The organism is Clostridium sp. ZS2-4 (genome assembly GCF_026719745.1).
In the GTDB taxonomy this organism is placed as follows: domain Bacteria; phylum Bacillota; class Clostridia; order Clostridiales; family Clostridiaceae; genus Clostridium_H.
The window spans coordinates 79,767-103,114 of the sequence record NZ_JAPPRQ010000136.1 but is presented as its reverse complement, the minus strand read 5'-3'; the positions used below and the strand labels follow the sequence as shown (position 1 = coordinate 103,114).

Annotated in this window: 25 protein-coding genes, 1 other RNA gene, 1 pseudogene, 1 riboswitch and 1 other annotated feature; of the genes and pseudogenes, 3 read left to right on the top strand and 24 right to left on the bottom strand. The window is 30.4% G+C overall.

Translation table 11 applies throughout. From position 1 onward, the window contains the following. Window positions 1-202: 202 nt before the first annotated feature. The 7 genes from OIO11_RS17085 to OIO11_RS17055 form a co-directional block, all read right to left on the bottom strand. Entirely contained in the window at window positions 203-913 is a 711-nt protein-coding gene (locus OIO11_RS17085) for an amino acid ABC transporter ATP-binding protein (RefSeq protein ID WP_268072688.1), read from the bottom strand. A 1-nt stretch (window position 914) separates the two neighbouring features. Beyond that, a complete protein-coding gene (locus OIO11_RS17080) occupies window positions 915-1,658 on the bottom strand; it encodes an amino acid ABC transporter permease (RefSeq protein ID WP_268072687.1) in 744 nt (247 codons plus the stop codon). Window positions 1,659-1,673: 15 nt separating this feature from the next. Beyond that, window positions 1,674-2,474 carry a transporter substrate-binding domain-containing protein gene (locus OIO11_RS17075; RefSeq protein ID WP_268072686.1) on the bottom strand — a complete coding sequence of 267 codons (801 nt, stop codon included), beginning with the start codon at window positions 2,472-2,474 and terminating at the stop codon, window positions 1,674-1,676. Window positions 2,475-2,740: 266 nt separating this feature from the next. Next, the gene (locus OIO11_RS17070; RefSeq protein ID WP_268072685.1) at window positions 2,741-3,397 is read right to left on the bottom strand and encodes a phosphatidylinositol-specific phospholipase C domain-containing protein; all 657 of its coding nucleotides are present in this window, start codon (window positions 3,395-3,397) and stop codon (window positions 2,741-2,743) included. Between the two features lie 168 nt (window positions 3,398-3,565). After that, window positions 3,566-3,928 carry a response regulator gene (locus OIO11_RS17065; protein ID WP_268072684.1) on the bottom strand — a complete coding sequence of 121 codons (363 nt, stop codon included), beginning with the start codon at window positions 3,926-3,928 and terminating at the stop codon, window positions 3,566-3,568. A gap of 39 nt (window positions 3,929-3,967) precedes the next feature. Next, window positions 3,968-6,817, bottom strand: coding sequence for a response regulator (locus tag OIO11_RS17060; RefSeq protein ID WP_268072683.1), 2,850 nt, complete (start codon window positions 6,815-6,817; stop codon window positions 3,968-3,970). A gap of 16 nt (window positions 6,818-6,833) precedes the next feature. Continuing rightward, window positions 6,834-7,904: an HD-GYP domain-containing protein gene (locus OIO11_RS17055; RefSeq protein ID WP_268072682.1), complete on the bottom strand. Its 1,071-nt coding sequence runs from the start codon at window positions 7,902-7,904 to the stop codon at window positions 6,834-6,836. A 302-nt stretch (window positions 7,905-8,206) separates the two neighbouring features. Here OIO11_RS17055 and OIO11_RS17050 point away from each other — a divergent pair, with 302 nt between their 5' ends. The 3 genes and pseudogenes from OIO11_RS17050 to asnB all read left to right on the top strand — a co-directional run bounded on the left by OIO11_RS17050 (window position 8,207) and on the right by asnB (window position 10,843). Continuing rightward, entirely contained in the window at window positions 8,207-8,671 is a 465-nt protein-coding gene (locus tag OIO11_RS17050) for a GreA/GreB family elongation factor (protein ID WP_268072681.1), read from the top strand. Between the two features lie 22 nt (window positions 8,672-8,693). Further along, window positions 8,694-8,780: pseudogene (locus OIO11_RS17300) on the top strand (YdcF family protein); the annotation flags it as partial. Between the two features lie 162 nt (window positions 8,781-8,942). Further along, window positions 8,943-9,208, top strand: a binding site (T-box leader). A gap of 45 nt (window positions 9,209-9,253) precedes the next feature. Then, the gene (asnB, locus tag OIO11_RS17045) at window positions 9,254-10,843 is read left to right on the top strand and encodes an asparagine synthase B (protein WP_268072680.1); all 1,590 of its coding nucleotides are present in this window, start codon (window positions 9,254-9,256) and stop codon (window positions 10,841-10,843) included. A 353-nt stretch (window positions 10,844-11,196) separates the two neighbouring features. Here the strand turns inward: asnB and OIO11_RS17040 are convergent, their stop codons facing one another. The 17 genes from OIO11_RS17040 to rnr form a co-directional block, all read right to left on the bottom strand. Next, a complete protein-coding gene (locus OIO11_RS17040) occupies window positions 11,197-11,427 on the bottom strand; it encodes a hypothetical protein (protein ID WP_268072679.1) in 231 nt (76 codons plus the stop codon). Between the two features lie 2 nt (window positions 11,428-11,429). Next, complete coding sequence (locus OIO11_RS17035) at window positions 11,430-11,933, bottom strand: DUF3990 domain-containing protein (RefSeq protein ID WP_268072678.1); 504 nt, start codon at window positions 11,931-11,933, stop codon at window positions 11,430-11,432. Then, window positions 11,930-12,154: a DUF3791 domain-containing protein gene (locus OIO11_RS17030; protein ID WP_163253057.1), complete on the bottom strand. Its 225-nt coding sequence runs from the start codon at window positions 12,152-12,154 to the stop codon at window positions 11,930-11,932. Before OIO11_RS17030 ends, OIO11_RS17035 begins: the two co-directional genes overlap by 4 nt. Before the next feature lie 70 nt (window positions 12,155-12,224). Then, window positions 12,225-12,389, bottom strand: a complete 165-nt coding sequence (locus tag OIO11_RS17025; protein WP_268072677.1) for a hypothetical protein — start codon at window positions 12,387-12,389, stop codon at window positions 12,225-12,227. Window positions 12,390-12,410: 21 nt separating this feature from the next. Further along, the gene (locus OIO11_RS17020) at window positions 12,411-13,091 is read right to left on the bottom strand and encodes a DUF5680 domain-containing protein (RefSeq protein WP_268072676.1); all 681 of its coding nucleotides are present in this window, start codon (window positions 13,089-13,091) and stop codon (window positions 12,411-12,413) included. Between the two features lie 361 nt (window positions 13,092-13,452). After that, window positions 13,453-13,680, bottom strand: coding sequence for a hypothetical protein (locus OIO11_RS17015; RefSeq protein WP_268072675.1), 228 nt, complete (start codon window positions 13,678-13,680; stop codon window positions 13,453-13,455). 47 nt (window positions 13,681-13,727) lie between these two features. Then, the gene (locus tag OIO11_RS17010) at window positions 13,728-13,952 is read right to left on the bottom strand and encodes an integrase (protein ID WP_268072674.1); all 225 of its coding nucleotides are present in this window, start codon (window positions 13,950-13,952) and stop codon (window positions 13,728-13,730) included. Window positions 13,953-14,198: 246 nt separating this feature from the next. After that, window positions 14,199-14,553, bottom strand: a transfer-messenger RNA (tmRNA) gene (gene ssrA / locus OIO11_RS17005). A 235-nt stretch (window positions 14,554-14,788) separates the two neighbouring features. Beyond that, on the bottom strand, window positions 14,789-15,262 hold the full coding sequence (gene smpB / locus OIO11_RS17000; RefSeq protein ID WP_268072673.1) for an SsrA-binding protein SmpB: 474 nt from the start codon (window positions 15,260-15,262) through the stop codon (window positions 14,789-14,791). Window positions 15,263-15,358: 96 nt separating this feature from the next. Continuing rightward, window positions 15,359-15,991, bottom strand: a complete 633-nt coding sequence (thiE, locus tag OIO11_RS16995; protein ID WP_268072672.1) for a thiamine phosphate synthase — start codon at window positions 15,989-15,991, stop codon at window positions 15,359-15,361. Between the two features lie 67 nt (window positions 15,992-16,058). Next, window positions 16,059-16,856 (bottom strand): bifunctional hydroxymethylpyrimidine kinase/phosphomethylpyrimidine kinase, encoded by a 798-nt coding sequence (gene thiD, locus OIO11_RS16990; RefSeq protein WP_268072671.1) that lies wholly within the window; start codon window positions 16,854-16,856, stop codon window positions 16,059-16,061. 150 nt (window positions 16,857-17,006) lie between these two features. Next, window positions 17,007-18,110, bottom strand: coding sequence for a 2-iminoacetate synthase ThiH (gene thiH, locus OIO11_RS16985; RefSeq protein WP_268072670.1), 1,104 nt, complete (start codon window positions 18,108-18,110; stop codon window positions 17,007-17,009). A gap of 2 nt (window positions 18,111-18,112) precedes the next feature. Further along, window positions 18,113-18,892 (bottom strand): thiazole synthase, encoded by a 780-nt coding sequence (locus tag OIO11_RS16980; protein ID WP_268072669.1) that lies wholly within the window; start codon window positions 18,890-18,892, stop codon window positions 18,113-18,115. Between the two features lie 11 nt (window positions 18,893-18,903). Next, window positions 18,904-19,710, bottom strand: coding sequence for a sulfur carrier protein ThiS adenylyltransferase ThiF (gene thiF, locus OIO11_RS16975; RefSeq protein WP_268072668.1), 807 nt, complete (start codon window positions 19,708-19,710; stop codon window positions 18,904-18,906). A gap of 4 nt (window positions 19,711-19,714) precedes the next feature. Then, window positions 19,715-19,909 (bottom strand): sulfur carrier protein ThiS, encoded by a 195-nt coding sequence (thiS, locus tag OIO11_RS16970; RefSeq protein ID WP_268072667.1) that lies wholly within the window; start codon window positions 19,907-19,909, stop codon window positions 19,715-19,717. A gap of 152 nt (window positions 19,910-20,061) precedes the next feature. Then, window positions 20,062-20,658, bottom strand: coding sequence for a thiamine phosphate synthase (gene thiE / locus OIO11_RS16965; RefSeq protein WP_268072666.1), 597 nt, complete (start codon window positions 20,656-20,658; stop codon window positions 20,062-20,064). Window positions 20,659-20,797: 139 nt separating this feature from the next. Continuing rightward, a riboswitch (TPP riboswitch) is annotated at window positions 20,798-20,899 on the bottom strand. Window positions 20,900-20,976: 77 nt separating this feature from the next. Further along, window positions 20,977-23,187, bottom strand: coding sequence for a ribonuclease R (gene rnr / locus OIO11_RS16960; protein WP_268072665.1), 2,211 nt, complete (start codon window positions 23,185-23,187; stop codon window positions 20,977-20,979). Between the last annotated feature and the right edge of the window lie 161 nt (window positions 23,188-23,348).

Below are 23,348 nucleotides of genomic sequence, written 5' to 3'. Positions count from 1 at the left end.
CAGTTTTATAGGTTAATATTTTTTGAAAATATAAAAAAACATGACGGGCTAAGTCCGCCCAAAATAAAATAGGGATAATATTACTTGATAACCAAAGATTGCGCCATATAAATTTTTACTGTGACTTATATGACAAAAACGGTATTAGATTGCTCTAATACCGTAACAAGGTTATATATATTTTCATTTCATGGCATCTGTATCACATCAAATTTAAAAACTTAATTAATCTTTCTGTCTTAGGATTATTGAAAAACTCTTCACTTTTACCATGCTCTATTATTTTTCCATCTGCAATAAACAACATATAATCACATGTTTTCTTAGCAAATTCCATATGATGTGTTACCATAATCAAATCTTTTCCTTCTGCTTTCACTTCATAAATAGCACTTAGAACTTCCTCTGTAAGTTCTGGATCAAGTGCCGATGTAGGTTCATCGCATAGTAATATTTGTGGTTCTGATGATAATGCTCTTATTATCGCAACTCTCTGCTGCTGACCTCCCGACAATTGATTAGGTTTTTTATTCATATGCTCCTTCAGCAAAAACCTTTCAAACAATTTTTCTGTAATTTTATTTGCAATTTCTTTATTTTTGCCATGTACTTTTATTAATGGCAGTTTGACATTTTCTTTTGCTGTTAAATGTGGAAAAAGATTGTATGCTTGAAATATTACCCCTACTGTCTTTCTATATTCATTCAAATAATTTTCTTCATTTTTCAATGTTGTATTATTTATTTCAATGGTACCACTGTCTGTATTTTCTAACCCTGCTATTAATCTTAATAATGTTGATTTTCCTCCGCCAGAAGGTCCTATTATTCCTAATGAATGTATATTTTCAAGCTTCAAGTTTATTTCTTTAAGTACCTTTTTATTATTATAATCTTTACATATATTATTCAATTCAATCCTCATAACTAAATGCCCTTTCAAGTTTTTTAGATATTATGGATATTGGTATAGTAATTAATAAATATCCCACTCCTAAAACTGTTAGATTCTCAAAAGTCCTAAAATTAATAGAATCAACTTCTAATACATTCATTGTAAATTCACTAACTGCTATAACTGATAATAATGATGAGTCTTTTACCAGTGATGATATTTGACCAGCTAAAGCAGGCATTATCCTTTTTACTACTTGTGGAATAATTATATAGATATACTTCTGTAATGTAGTAAACCCTAAAGCTTTTGAGGTTATATGTTGAGATTGCTCTATACTTTCCAATCCCCCTCTTATTATTTCTGTTACATAAGCTCCTGTAAATATTGATAATATAATTATACCTAATAAATATTTATTACTTATTTGAAAAGCTGTAGCAATTATATAGTATAAAAAATAAATCTGAACTAAAAAAGGTGTTCCTCTTATAATTCCTATATATCCTTTTGCAAAATAGTTAAGTGCCAATATTTTTGAGTTTAAGAATAGTGTTGTAATTATTCCTATTATCAATGACACTATCATTGAAAAGAAACTAATTATTAATGTTACCCCAAACCCTTTTATCAGTTTATTTTTATACACAAAGACACCTTTCCACACAAATGTGTAGTCCAATTTATTAATTGAATATATTATTATCAATATAAATATTCCTATAACTATCATAAGATTAATTACTTTTTTTATTTTATTCATGATTTATCCTTCTCTCTATTTAGAGCCAAAAAAGAATGGTATCTTTCTTTTATCAAACTCTTTCTTTATGTCACCTAAATATTTATCTGATAATTTTTCAAAGCCTTTTTGCTCTTCGTATTCTTTTAAAAATGTATTTATATTATTTCTTAATTCAGAATCTCCTTTTCTTAATGCTATTCCCCAGTATTCATAATCATTGAAAGGTTCAAGCAGTGCTTTTGTACTGCTTTCATATTGCTGCCAGTTCTTAAATATAGTCATTTGGTCATATATAAAAGCATCAGCCCTTCCCTGTGCTACTTCTAATACACATGCTGTCTCTTTGTCAAATACCAATATTTCTGCATTTTTTAAATTTTTCATGGCATAAAAATAACCTGTGGTTCCCTTTTTCACCGCTACCTTCTTGCCTTTATGATTTAAATCTTTAATTGAACTAACAGCAGAATTTTTGTTAATTAACAAAGCTAAATATGCTTTACAATAAGGTTCAGAAAAATCTACAGTATTTTTCCTTTCTTCTGTAATAGTCATTGAAGATAATACCATATCAACTTTTTTAGTAGTTAGTGATGGAATAAGTCCTGAATAAGCAATATTTTCAATTTTAACTGTTCTACCAAGGTATTTACCAAGTTCATTAGCTAAGTCAATGCTTATCCCAGAAGGTTTCCCATCTTTATCTGTTGTTTCAAATGGTGGGTAAGCTAATTCCATACCTACAACTAGTGTGTTGTCATCTTTGCTGCTGCAGCCTGATGAAATTATCATTGTAACTATTAGCATTACAATTATCATTGATATTTTTTTCATTATTATTTACCCTCCATATATTTGTAGAACTTTATATTTCATTTTTTTATATTTTATTTTTTATCTTTATAAAATATGAATAAAAGTATATATTGCTATGAAGGCGTTTTTCTTCAATAAAAATTCTGCCTAGTCAACTAACTTTTTATAATTATAAAAATACACTAGAAAAAAGTCAATTAAAGTAACTTTCCACTACTCTAACTGACTTTTTAAAATACTTTTATTACATATAATCACACTTACATGATATAGGACATATTACACTAATTTAAGTTATTAGTTGCGATAATTGCCTTAGCTCTGCTTTCAGTAGCAAAGTCCATAACCGTAATACCAAATTTTCCTGAAGTATTTGCAGTAAAGAATTTTTCCATATTAGAATTTATCTCCTTTGCAACACCATATATATCTGGTATACCAAACGCTAATGGTCTATATCCGCTGCAGTGATTGATATACCACCAATCCCCACTGTTTTGGTTAGCTTCATTGTACATATCTTCAATTTTACACCATTTTTCATCATTATCAGGAACTTTATATTGATCTTGAATTTTTACTTTTGCAGCATTTTCTATGGTAAAAGTAGTATTATCTTGCCACTTTGTTAAATCAATACCTTTGGGTAAATTTACTGCATCAAATCTTCTCATAAGAACTATTTTACCTCTTGCTTTACCTAAAGTAGGAATTGTATCAGTTAAAAGCCATTTATCTGGATTTTTAGCTCTATAATAATCAAATGTTTCTTCAAATGTACGTGTATTTCCTACTGATGTATGCTCTGGTTTTATACACATTATAATAGCTTCACTTGGGTTATTATTTAAAAAAGGTATGCATGCATTTAAGACATCATCAAAATTAATATGTTGATGTACACTTCTGCAAAATAAAAAACTAAATAAGTAATGTTCCAAAAAATAAACATGGCATACTGACCATTTCCGTGTTATATAAAAGTTACCACACAATTAAACACACGTAAGGTTATCAGTATGCCAAATAAAACTACTAATCATATTATATCCATGCTAAAAGAAAAATTTACAACTACTTAAATGATGTAAACTATGGTTTGTATAATCTTATTTGTACGCTTCTAATGTCTTTAATAAAATTTCAGTATCGAAAGGTTTCCTAATATAACTCTTAGCTCCTAGTGCTATACATTCATCTTTCACATTTTCGTGTCCTACTGCTGATATAATAATTACAACTGTTTCAGGATTAATTTTCATTATATCAGTTAACACATGAATACCATCCATCGTAAATTCAGACATGTTCAAGTCTAAGACTACAATATCTGGCTTTTCATTCTTGAATACCTCTATTGCATCCTCTTTACCTGATGCCTCAAATATGTTATGGAAACCTCCTTTTTCAATAATTTTTTTTACAAACATTCTCATATACGATGAATTGTCAACTATTAATACCTTTTTCATATTAAAAACTCCTTTACATCTATGATTTTTAAATACACCCTAGTGAAGCAAATCTTTTATTTTAGCCAAAAGTCTAGCACATTCATCTATTTCCTGTTTCAAAGCTGCCTCCTCTAACTTTATTGCTAATTCATGAATAGAAATTATTCTTAGAGTTCCAGACGAACCTTTTAACTCGTGAGTCACCCCCACTAATTTTTCAAAATCATTGTTATCTATAGCATCATTAATATCTTCCAATAAATTAGGTAGACATTTTATATATTCTTCAAGTATTTCTCTTGCATCATCTTTTTTAAGTCCTGTGGTTTCAACAAAGTAATTAATATTATTCTCTATTATATTATTATAGTCGGTCACAAGCTCTCTCTCTTTAATGTTGGCTTCTATCATGTTAAACATAGTATCAAAATTAATAGGCTTACTCATATAGTCGTCCATTCCAGCATCAATACACTTTTCACAATCCCCCTCCATAGCATTAGCAGTCATTGCAATAATTGTAGTATGCTTTTTCTCCCCTTCAAGCAACCTTATTTTAGATGTACATTCATACCCATCCATTACTGGCATCTGGCAATCCATAAAAACAACATCATAATCTTTTTCTGATACTGCTTTTAATGCTTCCATACCATCCACCGCCACATCACAAGTCATATCATGGGATTTTAGCATACTTATAACGATTTTACGATTCATTTCATTGTCCTCAACCAATAAAATCCTAGGTTTTAATGCATTATTAACTTCTTTAACTATATGCTTCGTTATAACTTGATGTTCTTCTTCATCTTCTTTTTTCAAACCCAATACTATAGCAATACAACCAAGTAAGTCGTCTCTTCTTACAGGTTTACCCAAATATGATGAAAACCCATATTCTTTTGCAGCCTTTGCATCTCCTTTTTGAGTTACTGAGGTTAGAAGTATCAGTTTAGTATCCTTTGCAAAAGGTATTGTTTTTAATGTAGTTGCAAGTTCATACCCACTCATGTCCTGCATTTGGTAGTCTATGATAGCAACACTTATTTTGTTTTTTGTATTTTCATTTGAAAGAATTGTTGTAATGGCACTGGCAGCATCCTTAGCTTCAAATACCTTCAAGCCAGTTCCTTGAAGGTATGAACTAACAATTTTCCTATTATTCATATTACCATCAACAATCAAAATATTCATATCTTGAAGCTTTGCAAACGCAAATTTATGTTCTGAAGCTCCTTTAGCAATCTTCAATCTTACATCAAATTTGAATGTAGCCCCTTCCCCTAGTATACTTTCAACACAAATTTCACCGCCCATCATTTTGACCAATTCATTAGATATCGCAAGTCCAAGTCCTGTTCCACCATACTTTCTAGTCGTAGAAGCATCTGCCTGACTAAAATATTGAAAGATTGTATTAATATGATCCTTATGAATTCCAATTCCAGTATCCTTCACTTTAAAGCTAAGTACAGCTATTTCATTCTCTTCCTCTAAGCAATCAACGGTAATAGAAATGTTACCTTGTTCGGTAAATTTTACTGCATTACTTATAAGATTGTTTAATACCTGCCTAAGTCTTGATGGATCGCCAACAACCGCTTCAGGAACACCTGCTTTGATCATAGTATAAAGTTCAAGACCTTTTTCTGCCGCCTTAGGTGCAAGAAGTGAAACCGCATCTTCAATAGTATTTCTTAAATTAAACCTAATTTTTTCCATGGTTAGCTTTCTAGCTTCTATCTTTGAAAAATCCAATATATCATTAATTATATGTAATAATACCTCTGAAGCAGATTTTGCTTCACGTATAAATTCTTTTTGTTCTAAAGACAGATTAGTTGATTGTAATAATTCTAAAAATCCAAATATTCCATTCATTGGTGTTCTTATTTCGTGAGACATATTTGCAAGGAATTGGCTCTTCGCTATATTTGCTGTTTCTGCCTGTTCTTTTGCCTTGTTAAGCGACCTTTCAGCGAGCCTCTGCTCTGTAATGTCCTCAGCAGTGCAAATAAGATACTTAATATTGCCAGTTTCATCTCTCTGAGGCTTACTTTTAATTTTAAGTAGTCTGTTTTCACCTTTCCAATTCTTAATTTCAAGCTCTTTTTCTGCTGGCTCATTCTTTTGAAACAACTCCCAGTTATTTGCAGAAAACTTATTTGCAGTATCTATATCAAATATGTCATATAAGTCCTGATATTCTAAATCACTTTTCTTCTTGCCAAAAAACCTTGCATGAGCTTCATTAACAGTTGCATAAGAAGTAACATTACTTAAAGCCCAAATCTGTGATTCAGAATTATTAAGTAACATTGCTTGTCCATTAAGTGTTGATTCATATGCTTTTTCCTTTGCAATCCTTGCTCTTGTATATGAAAAAGCCTTTGAAATATCTCTTAATATCTTGATTTGAGCTTCTTCCCATATCATAGGCTTGGATAAACTTTCATAGCCTACGAATCCAATTAACTTGTTTTTGCTTTTCAATGGAACTATAAGAGAAGATTTTATTCCTTCCTTTAAAAAAACTTCTGCTTCAAATACAGCTTCAGAAGGAAATTCCTCCATATTATTTATTGCAACAAAATCATTATTCTTAATCTCACGAATCAACCATGGAAGAGCATAAACTACTTCTTCCTCCTGCGTTTCTCTTTTTGGACTTATATCTTTCTTATTCCATTGACATTCTATTTGCATAAAAGTAGGGTCTTTAGAAAAATAATATATATATATCCTATCCAAATCAAAAAATAAACCGATTTTCTCCAATGATTTTTTTAGCTCAATCTGATAATTAATACTGTCTACATCTAAAAATTTCTGAAAAGTATCATTAATTAGTTTCAGACAATCATTGGAATACCTAACATTTGTGTAATTGCCTTCACCACTCATAAAATCCTCCCATAATTTAAAGTTCACAGGTCTTTGTAATAAAAAGAGTTAATTCTTTTAATAAATCAATTTCATAAGGTTCTAAAAGTAATTTTCCATCTTTATCATATATAACTTTTACCACAGGTCTCATTGGCATTGAGCTGTTTTGCTTTACTACTAAACCCTTTTCATTTGAACTTAGAATAACTCCACTACCTGTTGGAAAAGCAGCTATGTTAATAGTGAATTTTTTCACCATTTCTGCATCAAAATAAATATTGCTCATACCTACAAGATATTCAATAACCTCTTGCACACTTTTACCTTTCTCAGAATTTCTACCTGATATCAAATTATCAAATACATCACATATAGACACTATCTTTGCAATTTGGTTTATTTCATCACCTTTTAATTTCAAAGGATATCCACTGCCATCACTTCTTTCATGATGCATTAATGCAGCTACCTTGACGTATGCATTCCAAACATACTGCTCCCCTAAAAAATCATAACCAACCTTTGGATGCATTAATCTAATATATTTATCTAATTCTTCCTTAGTCTTAAAATCTGCTAAAAGTTTCTTATCATTCATAATTTTTATCTTACCTATATCATGAAGTAATGCACCCGTAGCTATATCTTTAAGCTTCAACATACTGTATCCCATATGAGTTCCTATTATTGTAGACATCACGCAAACGTTTACAGAATGCGAATATATATTATTATCACCTGCACTTATTTCTGCAACATTTATCAAAACATTTTTATTTGATAGTACATCTTCAATGACTGCATTTACCGAATTCATAACACTACTATTATCAGTTTTTCCTTCACGACAATAGCTTTCAATCATTCCCTTAACAGCACATTTACTCATTTGCCTTGTCTTTTCAGAAATGCTTTCTTCAATAATCACATTTTTTGATATGTCATCATCAATGTATACTGAATTAATTCCCATTTCTTTAATTTTTTCAATATAATAAGGCTTTAATTTTACTCCAACATTAAGTAAAACCCTACCTAATTCATCGTAAATCTGCCTTCCAAGGATTTCATCTCCCTTCAGGCTGAAAACACCAACAACTCTCATATATCCCTCCAACTAAAATAATTAATTTTTTACTGGATAGTGAAAAATTCTTATAAAAAATAAATATCTTTCACACTAAAATATAGTATTCCTTTACCAACTAAACACAAAAGAAAAACACCCTCAGTAACAATTATTATTTAATATATTAACACACTCCTATACTTTTAACTACATAAAAGACGTATAAAATAAATACAATTACTCTATATTAACTGCACTTATAGTTAAAGTATCTTTTATTTTTTTCTAGATGTTATATAATATTAACATAATATATTTCAGGGAGGCTTCAGTTTTTTATGAATAATATATTGACAGAAGAAAACATAAAAAAATTAAGAGAAGAATTAGACTATAGAATGACTGTGAAAAGAGCGCAAATAGCAAAAGAAAAATTAGAGGCTGCTGCACATGGCGATAGATCAGAAAATGCAGAATATAAAGAGGCTTGTAGAAACTATAGAGAAAATGATAATAGAATTCAATATTTATTAACTATGATTTCAACAGCAACTGTAATAGATGATAACAATGTTGATAAATCAATATTAGGAATTAATAGTAAAGCTAGAATTAAATTTGTAGAGGATGAGGATGAAGATATTGTATCATTAGTAACTACTATGGATTCATCCCCTGAAAATATGTGTATAAGTATAGAATCAGATTTAGGAAAAGCATTATCAGGCAGAAAAGTTGGAGACATAGTTGAAGTTGATGCTCCCGGAGAAAAATATACAATAGAAATATTAGAACTACTATAAGAACTTATTTCTTAAGCTTAAAAAGCAAGTTGATTATATCCTTGTTCTTGGTTCTGGACTTATTGGTGATAGAATTCCTCCTTTATTACAAAGTCGATTGAATAAAGGAGCTTAAAGTTTTAAACATTTTTATAATGGCAAATCAAATATTGTTGGTCCAATATTTCAAAAAATGAATTTCGTTTCAATAAATAATTCACAATTCCATTGACGAATTATAAATTATAAAGTAAAATGAAATAAATTCAAAGTTAAATTTCAAACACTTAATATAAAAGCCATGATGGGAAGAGTAGTTATTATGAGGTAGTCAAAGCGAATCAGTGGTGGTGAGAGACTGATACGAAGCAAATAATGAAGAACATCCCGGAGCTTCCAAACGAAATTTATTAAGAGTAGTCTTGGACGGAGCCAAACCGTTACAGCTTGGACAGTATCGAATTACTATATTATATAGATTAATTCCGTACTGATTGAAGGGAGCTTTATAGGCTAATTTAGGTGGTACCGCGGAAGTATAAGTCTTTCGTCCTATTTTTATAGGATGAAAGGCTTTTTTTATAACTAAGGAGGAATATTAATATGTGTACAATTATGTGTTATACAGGAACAGATATGAAACATGAAAAATTTGCAGAGGCATTGCAGAGAACTGAATCAAGAGGACCAGATATGACAGAAATTCTCACTTTACCATCTGGTATTTTGGGATTTCAAAGACTTGCTATTATGGATTTAAGCTTTAGCGGAATGCAGCCATTCACAAGAAATACAGATGCATCCATCTGCAATGGTGAAATTTACGGTTTCCGTGAAATCAAAAAAGAACTAATAAAAAAGGGACATAAGTTTATTTCTGATAGTGATTGTGAAATATTACTTCCAATGTATTATGAATATGGACTAGATATGTTTTCAAAATTAGATGCAGAATACGCAACTGTTATCTACGATGGAAAAAAGAACAGTTTCATCGCAGCAAGAGATCCAATTGGAATTCGTCCCCTATTCTATGGCTATTCTCAATCAGGTAAAATCATATTTGCAAGTGAATCTAAAAACTTAATTGGTCTTACACACAAGATTATGCCATTCCCACCAGGACATTATTATGCTGATGGTAAATTTACATGCTATTGTGATATCACAGCAACAGAGGGTGATTATTTCAAGGATGACTTAGAAATTATTTGCAATGAAATTCATGATAAATTTGTAGCTGCTGTTGAAAAACGTATGGATGCTGATGCTCCTGTAGGTTTCTTGTTAAGTGGTGGCTTAGACAGCTCATTAGTATGTTCAGTTGCTCAAAAAATGTATCCTGAAAAACCAATTAAAACATTTGCCATAGGTATGACTGAAGATGCAATTGATTTAAAATACGCACAGGAAGTTGCAGATTACATTCATAGCGATCATACCGTTATTTATATGACAAAAGAAGAAGTGCTTGAATCACTTGATGAGGTTATTAAACTTCTTGGAACATACGATATCACCACAATAAGAGCAAGTATGGGAATGTATTTGATCTGTAAGAAAATACATGAGATTTCTGATGTCAGAGTGCTTCTAACCGGTGAAATTTCCGATGAATTATTCGGCTATAAATATACTGATTTTGCCCCAAATGCAGAAGAATTTCAAAAGGAATCACAAAAGAGAGTCCGAGAGCTTTATATGTACGATGTACTTCGTGCAGATCGTTGTATTAGCTCAAATTCTTTAGAAGCAAGAGTACCATTTGGAGATTTAGACTTTGTAAAGTATGTTATGGCCATAGACCCTGAAAAGAAATTAAACAAATACAACATGGGTAAATATCTTTTGAGACATTCGTTTGAAGGCGATTATCTTCCTCATAATATTTTATACCGTGAAAAAGCAGCATTTAGCGATGCTGTAGGGCATTCTATGGTAGACTATTTAAAAGACTATGCAGAAACATTCTATAGCGATGAAGAATTTGAAAAACTTTGTGAAAAGTATAAATATCACTCTAAACCATTCACAAAGGAATCATTACTATACAGAGAAATATTTGAAAAATACTATCCATGGCAAGCAGAAATGATAGTAGATTTTTGGATGCCAAACAAAGAGTGGGAAGGCTGTGACGTAGATGATCCTAGTGCTAGAGTATTATCAAATTATGGTACCAGCGGTAAATAATTAAGATACCTAAAATACCATGCTTCAAATTCTAGAAACTCTTTATTATAGATTAAAGTTAAACTCTCTTTTACTTGTTATTGGTTAACCATTAATAACCTTATATAACTTAATAAAAAGGTAACTCCTAGAAACGGTAAATATTCTGTAGAAATGTTGATAGACAAAGAACTTTTCTATAAAAAGTTTATAACTCTAAAATGAAAACGATACTTAAAATTTCAGTATGGTTTTCTATGTATGTCTAATAACTTAAATTTTGATACAATTTAGCCACTTTCTCAATAAGATTATTGATTTTATTATCGCTAAATTGTATAGTGTTTCTGCTAAAAGGTGCACATCAACAAGACCTACTCTTCTTTCTGAATTATTTTTCCGCTCGCTATTTCATCTTTCAATAATTCATATACATAACTAGCACTTTCTCTGTAAATACCTGTTTCTGCATCAGTTAACTTTTCAAAAACAATAGAATTATATACTGTTTCCATAGCATCTTCTAATTTATAATTTTCTTCTTCACACAAATACTTTATTAAATCTTCAGTTATACCATCAATAAGTTCTTTAATCACATTCATTATTATTTACCTCCAAAAAATTTTAGATACTGTATAGCTTTTTGGGTATGAAATGAATATTGATTTGAAAATTTCTTATAGCTCATTTCTTTTACTAATACATTAATATCTATTAATCCTCTAGTAAAGATTCTAAACAATAATGCCAAATCATCATCTGCTACTGGTCCTGCAACTATATCATACTTATTATCTATATTGCAATTTTTACTATTTATTTCTTTAAAATTTCTATCCCTATTGTTTAATACACAAATAGCCCATTCTTTTGTAGGTGATTCAAAGGATTTTATATTTAATTTGTTAGATGAAATTATATTTTCATCAAAATCAAATACAGTTACCTGGGGTGTTCCTCCATAGATTTTAGCTACTCTTTTTGCCATTAGTTCAGCTTGTTCTTCAATGGCTGTACAATAGAATCCTTTTCCAAAATCTTTATATGGTCTACATTTATCTAAATTAATATCTGAAATTATTACATTGGAACCATGATACAACTTCATATCAAATATCCCCCATTATTTTTTGAAACTAAAATCATATCCTCTATTGCATCTTCAATGCTTAAAGTATGCTCAATCTCATAATTTTCAATTAAAAAATTTAAAGCATTATATTTTTTCAAATAATTATAGGAATCTTTGTAGGTAACTGAAAATTTATCTGCAAATTCAGCTACACATACAACCATATAATCTATTTTATTTTTTTCTTCCCTACTCATAAAATCACCTTTTCTAATAATATTAAAATAAATATATTAATATTATTATACAACATTTATTTTTTATCTACTATGAATAACTTATAAAATGTAGCTTTTCAAAATAGAAATTTAGTCCCTCATCAAAAGCAAAACATACTACAGAATTATCTACTTTCTCATCAAAACATGTAGCTAAACTCAATAATTTTTTCTTCCTCCATATATTAGTAATTTTATCTTTATTTAATACCATATTTTTATCTCCTATACTTTTTTATTTGATACAGCCACCATGAAAAATACATTCATACACCTTTTTATCATTGTAAAATATTTCCTCATATCCCTCGAACCATTTAAATTCACCTTTAACAATGCAATGATACTTATATTCACCATTTTCATATACCAAAGGTCCACGATATGGATGTTCCTTTGGCACAAGAAGTAATGCCTCTTTTAGAAAATCTCCATTAAATACATCCTCAAGAATTCTTCCAATATAATTCATTGACCAAATTGGTACATCATTCTCCCATAAGGCCTCTGCCCCAGCAAAACTTTTACCACCAATGTATGTATCTATATATTTTAAGTTATCTTCAATATAATGTAGATCATGAGAATTAGGTCTTGAAGGTGATGCTTCTTCTCCTTTTCCTGCATAAGTCTTCTTTTTAGCTCTACATAAAAATTCGATTATGTCTCCACCTATTTCATTTATATGTACTTTTTTATTTTCAAAACAACATCCACTATCATTATCTCTTACTAACTTATCAATGCTAATTTTAAATAAATCACTTAATTGTATTAGCTTATCTAAATCTGGATAGGATTTTCCACCTTCCCATTTTGCAATAGACTGTCTTGATATACCGATTTTTTCTGCTAAATTCTCTTGTGATAATCCTTTTTCTCTTCTTAGCATTTGTAATTTTTGTTGAAAACTCATCTGTATCACCTCTATTCCAGTATACTAAATCAAGTTATTTATTACTATCAATCAACAATAACAATTTTGACAACTATCAGTTGCACCAAATGTTACTGCTGAAAGTACACACCCTCACCATAAAAAATGCTCCCCCCTCACTTCAAAATCTACAGGGGTGTGCATTCAAATAATAAAAACCCAAACTTCCAATCTTAAAACTTTAAAAATCCCAACTTCAACTTCTTTTAAAAACACGAAAAGCCCTTGAAATCGAGGACTTTCTATTATATCAATATTATATTTATGTATGTCTTGAACGTTGAAAAAAGACGCCTCTTAAAGCTGATGTGTCCTTAGCGGCAGGATATACTTTCAGTAATTAATTTTTTGTATATGGTATATCAGATTTTTCTATATCATCTATATCAAATTCTATACTTTCCAGAAATTCCTTAAGTCCTATTTCATTTAAGTCATTACAAGTTGGACTCATAGTAATCTGTTCTATTGTTTCTTTATTTATTGGGATTTCAATATATGGAATTAATTTATTGTTCCTTGTTCTAAATTTTTTAATTTGAGATAGTACATTGTAGCCTTGTTCCATCTCATCGCTCCAATAATTTTGAATACGAGATCTTTAAGAATTAACAGCTATAAATCAAACAAATCAATTGATGAATCAAATATAATATCTTCGTCACAAAAAGCTACTGATATTGCATATATGGCTTTATTAGTATTGGGTACTATCCATGCTTTCTTTGCTTCATTCCATCTGCTACCTTCTATTGTTTTTATTGCTGAAACATTATCATAGCTATAATTAAAGCTTACCATTATATAGTTATCATTAACTTTTCCAATTGTAACAGCCATTATTTTTACCACTCCTTATTAAATTCATAATTTTTAAATATATTATATTAATATTATCATGTTTTTTATTTCTTCTAAATTGTGCACACCCCTTGTACACTTTTGCACACAGGTGTGCATTTTTGTTAATTTTATCCTGTTGAAAGCCTATTTTCACTTTGATTTTACCTTTACTTTTATTTCAAAAAACACGAAAAGCCACTAAAATCAGTGACTTTCTATTGTATCAATATTTAAGTTTATGTATGGTGGAGGCGAGGGGAGTCGAACCCCTGTCCGAAAGTAGTCACACCACAGCATCTCCGAGCGCAGTCAGTAATTTAACATTCCCTCCATGAGACTCCTACTGACAGGATTCTCACTTTAGTAGCTTCATAAATTCCGTTCCATCCTCAAAGCTTTGGATGGCTCGGTTCCCCACTAGTTGGCGCCCTATCCCAAGTCGTGGGACTCTCGGGTAGAACGAGCAGCTACTAGGCTGCTATTGCAAAATTATTTTCTGCGTTTACATTTAGTTCCCAGTTTTTTAACGCGGGTCCAGGAAACCCTCGGCTCGCTTCCGCAGATCAACATACCCCCGTCGAAAGCCAAATACGCCCCCATGTATATATTTAACAGTTAATAATTAATAGTTTTTAGTTATTAATAACTACATATCTACCAATTGTACTAACTGTTTAAATCTTTATCTTAATAATTACATGGAATGTATTAGCATCAACATTGATATATCATGTCGTAAGCTCTCCACTATTTAGTTTTATTATCTATCATTTATTGTTCCTTAGTGCATAATCAATTTTACTACACATATTCTCTTTTGTAAAGTGACATATTTAGTATCTATTTCTTTCTTTTAACTGTCTGTCTATATCTCTTTTTGCAGCTTTTTCAGCTATTGTATGTCTCTTATCATAGTTTTGTTTACCTTTTGCCACACCTAATGCAACCTTGACTCTACCTTTTTTTAAATATAGTGACAGTGGAATTAAAGTATATCCTTTCTGACCTGTATAACCTAATAAAATATCTATTTCTTTTTTATGAAGAAGTAATTTTCTATTTCTTAAAGGATCTTTATTAAATATATTTCCTTGTTCATAAGGGCTTACATGCATATTATATACAAATACCTCTCCATTTTTAACTTGAGCATAGCTATCTTTTAAATTAGCTTTTCCTGCTCTTATAGATTTAACTTCTGTTCCTACAAGTGCTATACCTGCTTCAAAAACTTCCTCTATAAAATAATCATGTCTGGCTTTTCTATTTTGTGCAAGGGTATTATCACCTTTTTTATTTTTACTCATATGAACACCTACTTTATTATACTCAATTGTAATACTTAATTATACATTATTAGCATAATCAAGTCAACAATATGAAAATCAGGAGTTTTACAACCCCTAATTTCTAGGTTTACTTAATTTGCTTAAAATTTCTTCTGATGCTTTTTTAGTATCTTCATAACCTAAAATAGCAGATATAACAGAAATTCCATTTACTCCTGTTTCCATAATCTCTGCAGTATTGTCTTTATTTATACCACCTATAGCTACTGAAGGTATTTTTATTTTGTTGGTAATTTCTTTTAAACCTTCTAATCCTATAGGTTCATCTATATCTTTTTTTGTTCCTGTATAAAATATTGCTCCAATTCCTAAATAATCTGCTCCTAATTTTTCAGCTTCCAATGCCTCTTCTATGTTTCCTGCTGAAATCCCTATAATTTTGTCTTCTCCTAAAATTTTTCTTGCCACTTCAATAGACATATCACTTTGTCCTAAATGCACTCCTGCTGCATCAACAGCCAAAGCAATGTCTATCCTATCATTTATTATTAGTGGAACATTATATTTATCTGTTACCTCTTTTATTTCCTTAGCAACATTATAAAATTCTCTTGTAGAGGCATCTTTTTCTCTAATTTGTACAATAGTTACTCCACCCTTTATTGCTTCCTCTACGCATTCTTTTAAACTCCTGTTCTTTATTATATTTCTATCCGTAATTAGATATAAGCTATAATCTATATTCATTATATTTCTCCTTCTTTCTTTTTATACTGGTAACTGGTAACTGGTTACTGGTTACTGGCTACTACTTTTATAAACTTCCTGCTTTGTTATATAAATCAACAAAATGCCCAACCGGTCCAACTCCTTTTCCTATAGAAAAAGAATTTTTTATTACTTTGCTTATATATTCTTTTGAAAGCTTTACAGCTTCTTCTACCCTGTGCCCCCTTGCAATATAGCTTGCAATAGCAGAAGATAGTGTACATCCTGTTCCATGAGTATTTTTAGTATTTATTCTATCTCCATCAATAGTTAAAAATTCTCCATCATAATATAAAACATCTTTTGCATCATTGCATCTGTGCCCACCTTTAACCAGCACATATTTAGGTTTATATTCTAAAATTTTTAATGCAGCTTTTTTCATATCATCTTCTGAAAATATTTTCATACCTGTAAGTTCTTCAGCCTCTGGAATATTTGGAGTTACTATATCCACTATAGATATTAATTTTTTTAGTTCATCTATTGCCTCAGGCTTTAAAAGATAATAACCACTTTTTGATATCATAACTGGATCTAATACAATATTTTTAATTTTATATTCTATTAATATTTCTCTTATAGTTCTTATAATTTCAGAGTTAGAAACCATACCAATCTTTACAGCATCAACTTGTATGTCATCAAAAATTGCTCTCAACTGTGCTTCTACTATTTCTTTTTGTATCTCTTGTACAGCGGTTACACCTTGAGTATTTTGAGCTGTTACTGCTGTAATAACACTCATACCATAAACACCTAATGCACTCATTGTTTTTATATCAGCCTGAATTCCCGCTCCACCGCAGCTGTCAGACCCTGCAATAGTCAATACTTTTTTCATATACATCATCCACCTTTGTTTATTAAAAGTAAAAGCATATATACAATATTGCATACATGCTTAAATAGAGCCATTGTAACATAAATAAAACTCCTCTACCTAATAATGTAAAGGAGTTTTTAATCACATAAGCTCCTTCATATAGATATCTTAAATCTTCATCCAATCTTTTAAAACAGGTTGGTATCCTATTTTTAATAAGTCTTGTTTTACTTCTTCTACACTTCTAGGATCTATTATTTCAAATTGAGGATCGCTTTGCTCATCTGAAGTATGTCCACCTACTTCAGTAGTTACTCCTGCTGATATCTTATTAACTCCTAATGGTATAAGATTATTTTTAAATTCAGCTTTTTCTCTTGTAGTCATTGTAATTCCTGCTCTTGGCAAAAATAATCTGCTGGCTAATATCATTTGAGTAATATTTTTATCACTTACCTCATGAACATCTGTAAATGTTCCTGCATGTCCTCTTATTCTTGGAAGAGCTACTGCTACATCAACATCAGAATATTTATCTTGGAGATATTTAGCATGAAGTCCTACTTGGAAAAATTCACGCCTCCAATCATTTAATCCTAAAAGAGCACCTACACATACATTTCTCATTTTAGCTCTACAAGCTCTCTCTGGTGCATCCAATCTGAATTTATAATTCTTTTTAGGTCCTGCAAGGTGAACTTTATCATATATTTCTTCGTCATATACTTCTTGATATATAGACATGCTGTCCACTCCAGCTTCAACCACCTGGATATATTCTTCTTCTGTAAGAGAATATACTTCTATCGCTATGGAATCAAAATATTTCTTTAATAACTTAACAGAATCAACTATATAAGAAACTGGTGTTTCTTTTCTTGATGAACCTGTTAAAATAATAATATGTCTTAACCCTGTATCATAAATCTTTTTAGCTTCTTCCTCTATTTCTTCCATTGTAAGTTTTTTTCTAACTATATCATTATCATGATTAAATCCACAATAAACACATTTATTTGCACAATAATTTCCTAAATACATTGGTGTATAAAGAAGTACAGCTTTTCCAAAATTCTTTAATGTAAGCTCGTATGCTTTTTGAGCTATTTCTTCAAGGTATCTTTCAGCTGTTGGAGACAACAAAGCTAAAAAATCATATTCATCTAATTTACGGCTGTTTATTATTCTAAATATATCGTCTTCAGTTATTCTTTCAAAAAAACTTTCAAAATCAAACTCCTTATACTTTAAACATTCTTCATATACACTCATTTTTATAATTCACCTTCTTTATTTAGGAATCCTGTTAAAGGTGAAGATGCACTAGCATATTTTCTTACAGCTCCTGTTTTTGCAACATAAGCCATTCTTCCTGCTTTTACTGCAAAATTAAAAGCTTCAGCCATTTTAACAGGATCTCCTGCAGTAGCTATTGCTGTATTTACTAAAACTGCTGCTGCCCCCATTTCCATAGCTTCAGCAGCTTCAGATGGCTTACCTATACCTGCATCTACAACTATTGGAAGATTTATTTCATCAATTAAAATTTGAACCATTTCTTTAGTTCTTATACCTCTATTAGTTCCAATAGGTGCTCCTAAAGGCATAACTGCTGATGCACCAGCTTCCACTAATCTTTTAGCATCCATTAAATCCGGATTCATGTAAGGTAAAACAATAAATCCTTCTTTAGCTAAAATTTCTGTTGCTTTAATCGTTTCCAAGTTATCTGGAAGCAAGTATTTATTATCAGATATTACTTCAATTTTAATCCAGTTTCCACACCCACTAGCTTTAGCTAATCTTGCAATTCTAACTGCTTCTTCAGCATTTCTAGCTCCAGAGGTATTTGGAAGAAGAATTCTGTCCTTAGGTATGTAATCTAGAACATTTTCCTCTTTAGAAGTTATATCAACTCTTCTTAGTGCCATAGTTATTACTTGAGATTCTGATTTCTCTATAACCTCTGTAAGCATTCTTTTATCTGGAAACTTCCCTGTTCCAGTAAACAATCTATTTTTAAGTTCTACTCCACCGATTTTTAAATTTTCCATAATTCACACTCCTATATATTTTTTTCTCCCATGATTAATCTTAAAACAGTATTAGCTTGATGATTAGCTGCAATAGCAACTCTTGGTGCCATCAATCCACATCCTGGTTTAGCTTCATGAGTTTCATCCCCAATTAAATAAAAATTATCATTAATTTTTTTAGTTATTATAGTATTATTCGAAAAATAACCAGCCATTCCAGAAGCTGCTACTACGATTTTATCGCTTCTTTTGCTCAAAATCATATTAACTAATACAGCTTTAGCCTCAGGATTATCAAAAGCCTCAACTACAATATCCACATCTCCAAAAATATTTAACACATTTTTTTCTGTAATATATTCATTTTTGATTTCTACTTCTACAAAAGGATTTATTTCTGAAATAAGCTGCTTCATAGCCTCTGTTTTACTCATTCCAAGGTGCTTTATCAAATACTGCTGCCTGTTTAGATTACTGGGTTCAACTATATCAAAATCAACTAATATAAGTTTGCCTATACCTAACCTTGCAAGAGATACTGCGGCATTTGAGCCAAGCCCACCCAATCCCGCTATTCCTACACAAGCATTTTTTATTTTTTCATGAACCCTTGGAGTATGTCGTGCAACTAAAAGATTTTCTAGTTCTTCTTTACTTGGAACTTCTCCTTTTTTTATCAGAGTCAGCTTATCATTCTCTTTTAAAACAAAATCTTCTTTTATCATAAATCCATTCAAAATAACAACATCTGCATCTTTCTTAAAAACATCTCTAGCTTGATAAGCTGTAGCATTATCCTTCATGATTACATTTTTTTCATTTAGAAATATATTCATTTAATCATCCCCCACCTACAAAGCTTATAATTTCAACCTTGTCTTCTTGGTTAAGTATAAATTCATAATATTTTTCCTTTGCAATTATTTCTAAGTTAACCTCTACTACTACCTTGTCCATATTTAAATTAAGTTTTTTCAGAAGTTCTTCCATAGTTATTCCTTCATCAAAATTCATCTCTTTACCATTAATTATCATATTTTTCTACCCTCCTCTTATGTTTGTGAATATGTTTATACACTTATAAAAACTTCTCACAATATTCTGATTATAACTTTTGCTGCTTCACTCCAAAACTAAGCTTATTTTATTTTTTTAATTCCATTTTAAATGAATGTTGGTTTTTATATTCATTTAAGACACAGCCTATTTTTCAATAGCTTTGCAGCCATATATGGATCTTCAGCTGCCATAATATAAGACATAACTGCAGCTCCATGGGCACCAGCAGCAATAACATTCTTAATATTTTTTTCATCAATACCGCCTAAAGCTATTACAGGTATATTTACACTTGATGCGATAGATTTAATAAAATCAACACCTCTAGGCTTTAATCCTTTTTTGCAATCTGTTTCATATACATGCCCTGCAAGTATATAATTTGCTCCATTTTTCTCTGCTGATACTGCTTCTTCCAAACTATGTACTGATACACCTAGCAACCCATCAAATTTATATTTTTCTTCCATGAATTTTTTAAATCCAATATGAAATCCTGCAGCTTTTATTTTCTTTGCCACTTCTATGTTTCCATTAATAATTAACCTTACATTTTTATCCGCTATAATGTCTTTAATTTTCTCTGATGCTAACATCAATTCTTCAAAAGACAAATCTTTTTCCCTAAGAATAATAGCATCTACGCCACCTTCAACAGCTTTCTGTACAACACTGTATAAATTGCCATATTTCACAATGTTTCTATTTGTTATAAGATATAACAATTCTAGTCCTCCCCATTTAAAATATACGCCTTTTGTCCTAACCATTTCTCTCTTATTTTTATTAATAGAAAAAATAAAAGCTTACCCGAAGGCAAGCTTTTATATAAATATCTTAAATTTACTCTAATCAAAATCAAAATTAAAATATTATTTGCTTTTCCTACGATAATACTAATTATTTCAGGTTCAAAGGATTCCGATATAAATCGGTCTCAGCCACTTGGCACTCCCAGCATCTTTTACTTTATTAAATTTTACACATACATTATAACTTATTATACTATAATTGTAAAGCTACTAAAAATAGCTTATTCTTTATTATAATAATTGAAATTCTTCAACTTCAGTCTGTTGATTTCCTTTTTCAAATTGCTCTAATTTTGGAGTAGCATTGTCATTATTTTCTTCTTCTATTTTCTGTTTTACAACATCAAAATAAACTTCATGAGCATCCATATCAACCTTGGATACCTTTATTCTTACTTCATCTCCAAGTCTATAAATATTCTTAGTTCTCTCTCCTATTAAACATAAGTGTTGGTCATCATATACATAATAATCATCATCCAAAGTACTTATATGAACTAAGCCCTCTACTGTATTCGGAAGCTCAACAAACATTCCAAAATTAGTAACTGATGAAATTATTCCCTCATATTCTTCTCCTATTCTTTCACTCATATATTCAGCTTTCTTCAAATCATCAACTTCTCTTTCAGCCTCAACAGCAACTCTTTCCATATCGGAGGATTGTACTGAAGCATAGTCAACGGCTTTTTCAAGCTGTTTTATTCTACTTTCATCTATAGTTCCATCTAAGGATTCTTTAATTATTCTGTGAATAATTAAATCTGGATATCTTCTTATTGGAGAAGTAAAATGACAGTAGTATCTTGCTGCAAGACCAAAATGTCCTGAACATTGTGGTGCATATCTAGCTTGCTGCAAAGAACGTAAAAGAAGTGTATTAACTACTGTTTCTTCTTTCTTTCCTCTTACTTCTTCAACAATCTCTTGGAGAGCCTTTGGATGAACCTCTTTGCCCATCTTTACAAAATATCCTAAATTATATGCAAACTCCTTAAATCTTTGAAGCTTTTCTTCATCTGGATCTTCGTGAATTCTATATACGAAAGGTAGTTTAGTCCAAAACATATGTTCAGCTATAGTTTCATTACAAGCTAACATGAATTCTTCAATAATTCTGTTAGCGATAGCTCGTTCATATGGTTTTATATCAATTGGTTTTCCATTATAATCTAAAATTATCTTACATTCTTCAAAATCGAAATCAATTGCGCCTCTTCCTATTCTCTTTCTATAAAGTATCCCACATAACTCTTCCATAAGTTTGAAGTCTTCATATAGATAGTCATATTTTTCTATAAGCTCTTGATCTCCATCTCTTAACATCTTTGTAACATCAGTATATGTCATTCTTTCATTAGTTTTAATTACACTCTTTGTTATTCTATAATCTACAACTTTTCCCTCTTTGTTTATTTCCATAAAGCAAGTCATTGCAAGTCTGTCTACTCTAGGATTTAAACTGCAAATTCCATTGGATAATTCCTTAGGAAGCATTGGTATAACTCTATCAATCAAATAAACTGAGGTAGCTCTCTTTAAAGCTTCTTTATCTAGAGGATTATTTTCTCTGACATAATGAGTTACATCTGCAATATGCACTCCTAAATAATAATTTCCATTGGCTAACTTTTGTATTGATACAGCATCATCTAAATCTTTAGCATCTGCTCCATCAATAGTTACCATCCTTAAATCTCTTAAATCTTCTCTTTTTCCATATTCCTCTTCCCTAATTTCATTTGGTATTTTTTCTGCAAACTTCTGAACCTTTGGCGGGAACTCTTCAGGAAGCTTAAATTTCTTGATTATAGTTAAAATATCTATTCCTTTTTCACCTTTTTTACCCAGTATTTCTTTAACTCTACCTTCTGGATTTCTTCTCTTACCCGGCCATTCAGTTATCTCAACTATTACTATATCTCCAGTTTTAGCCCCATTTTTATCAGCCTTTGGAATAAATATGTCATGATTTATTCTTTTATCCTCAGAAACTACAAATCCAAAGTTTTTGCTATCTTCGTATACTCCTATTACAGTTTTATTTGCTCTTTCAAGAATTCTTATGATTTCGCCTTCGCACTTTTTCCCACTGCTATCTTGTTTAATAATTTTAGCTATAACTCTATCACCATTCATGGCACCATTCATAAATGAAGATGTTATAAATATGTCTGGTCTATCCTCTTCAGGTATGACAAAACCGAAACCTTTCTGATGACCTTGAAGTTTTCCTATGATAAGTCCCATTTTTTCGGGTATACCGTAGAGCTTAGTGCGAGTTTTTATTATTTGCCCATCTTTCTCCATATCTTTCAATGAATCCTTAAACTCATCAAGATCACGCTTAGATATGCCAAACACTCTCCCCAATTCTTGTATGTTCATAGGCTTATAGGCCTGTTCTCGCATAAAATTTAAAATAACTTCTCTAATATTCATATTTTTCCCTCCAATCTTTCTATCCTATTTATAATAAACTATCTTTATTTATTTTTTACTAATTTCAGGTATAATATTCAGAAATTTATTTTATAGGTAACATTGATTTATACTACAATAGTATAGTATATAGGAAATAGAGTCAAACATTTCTATATAGA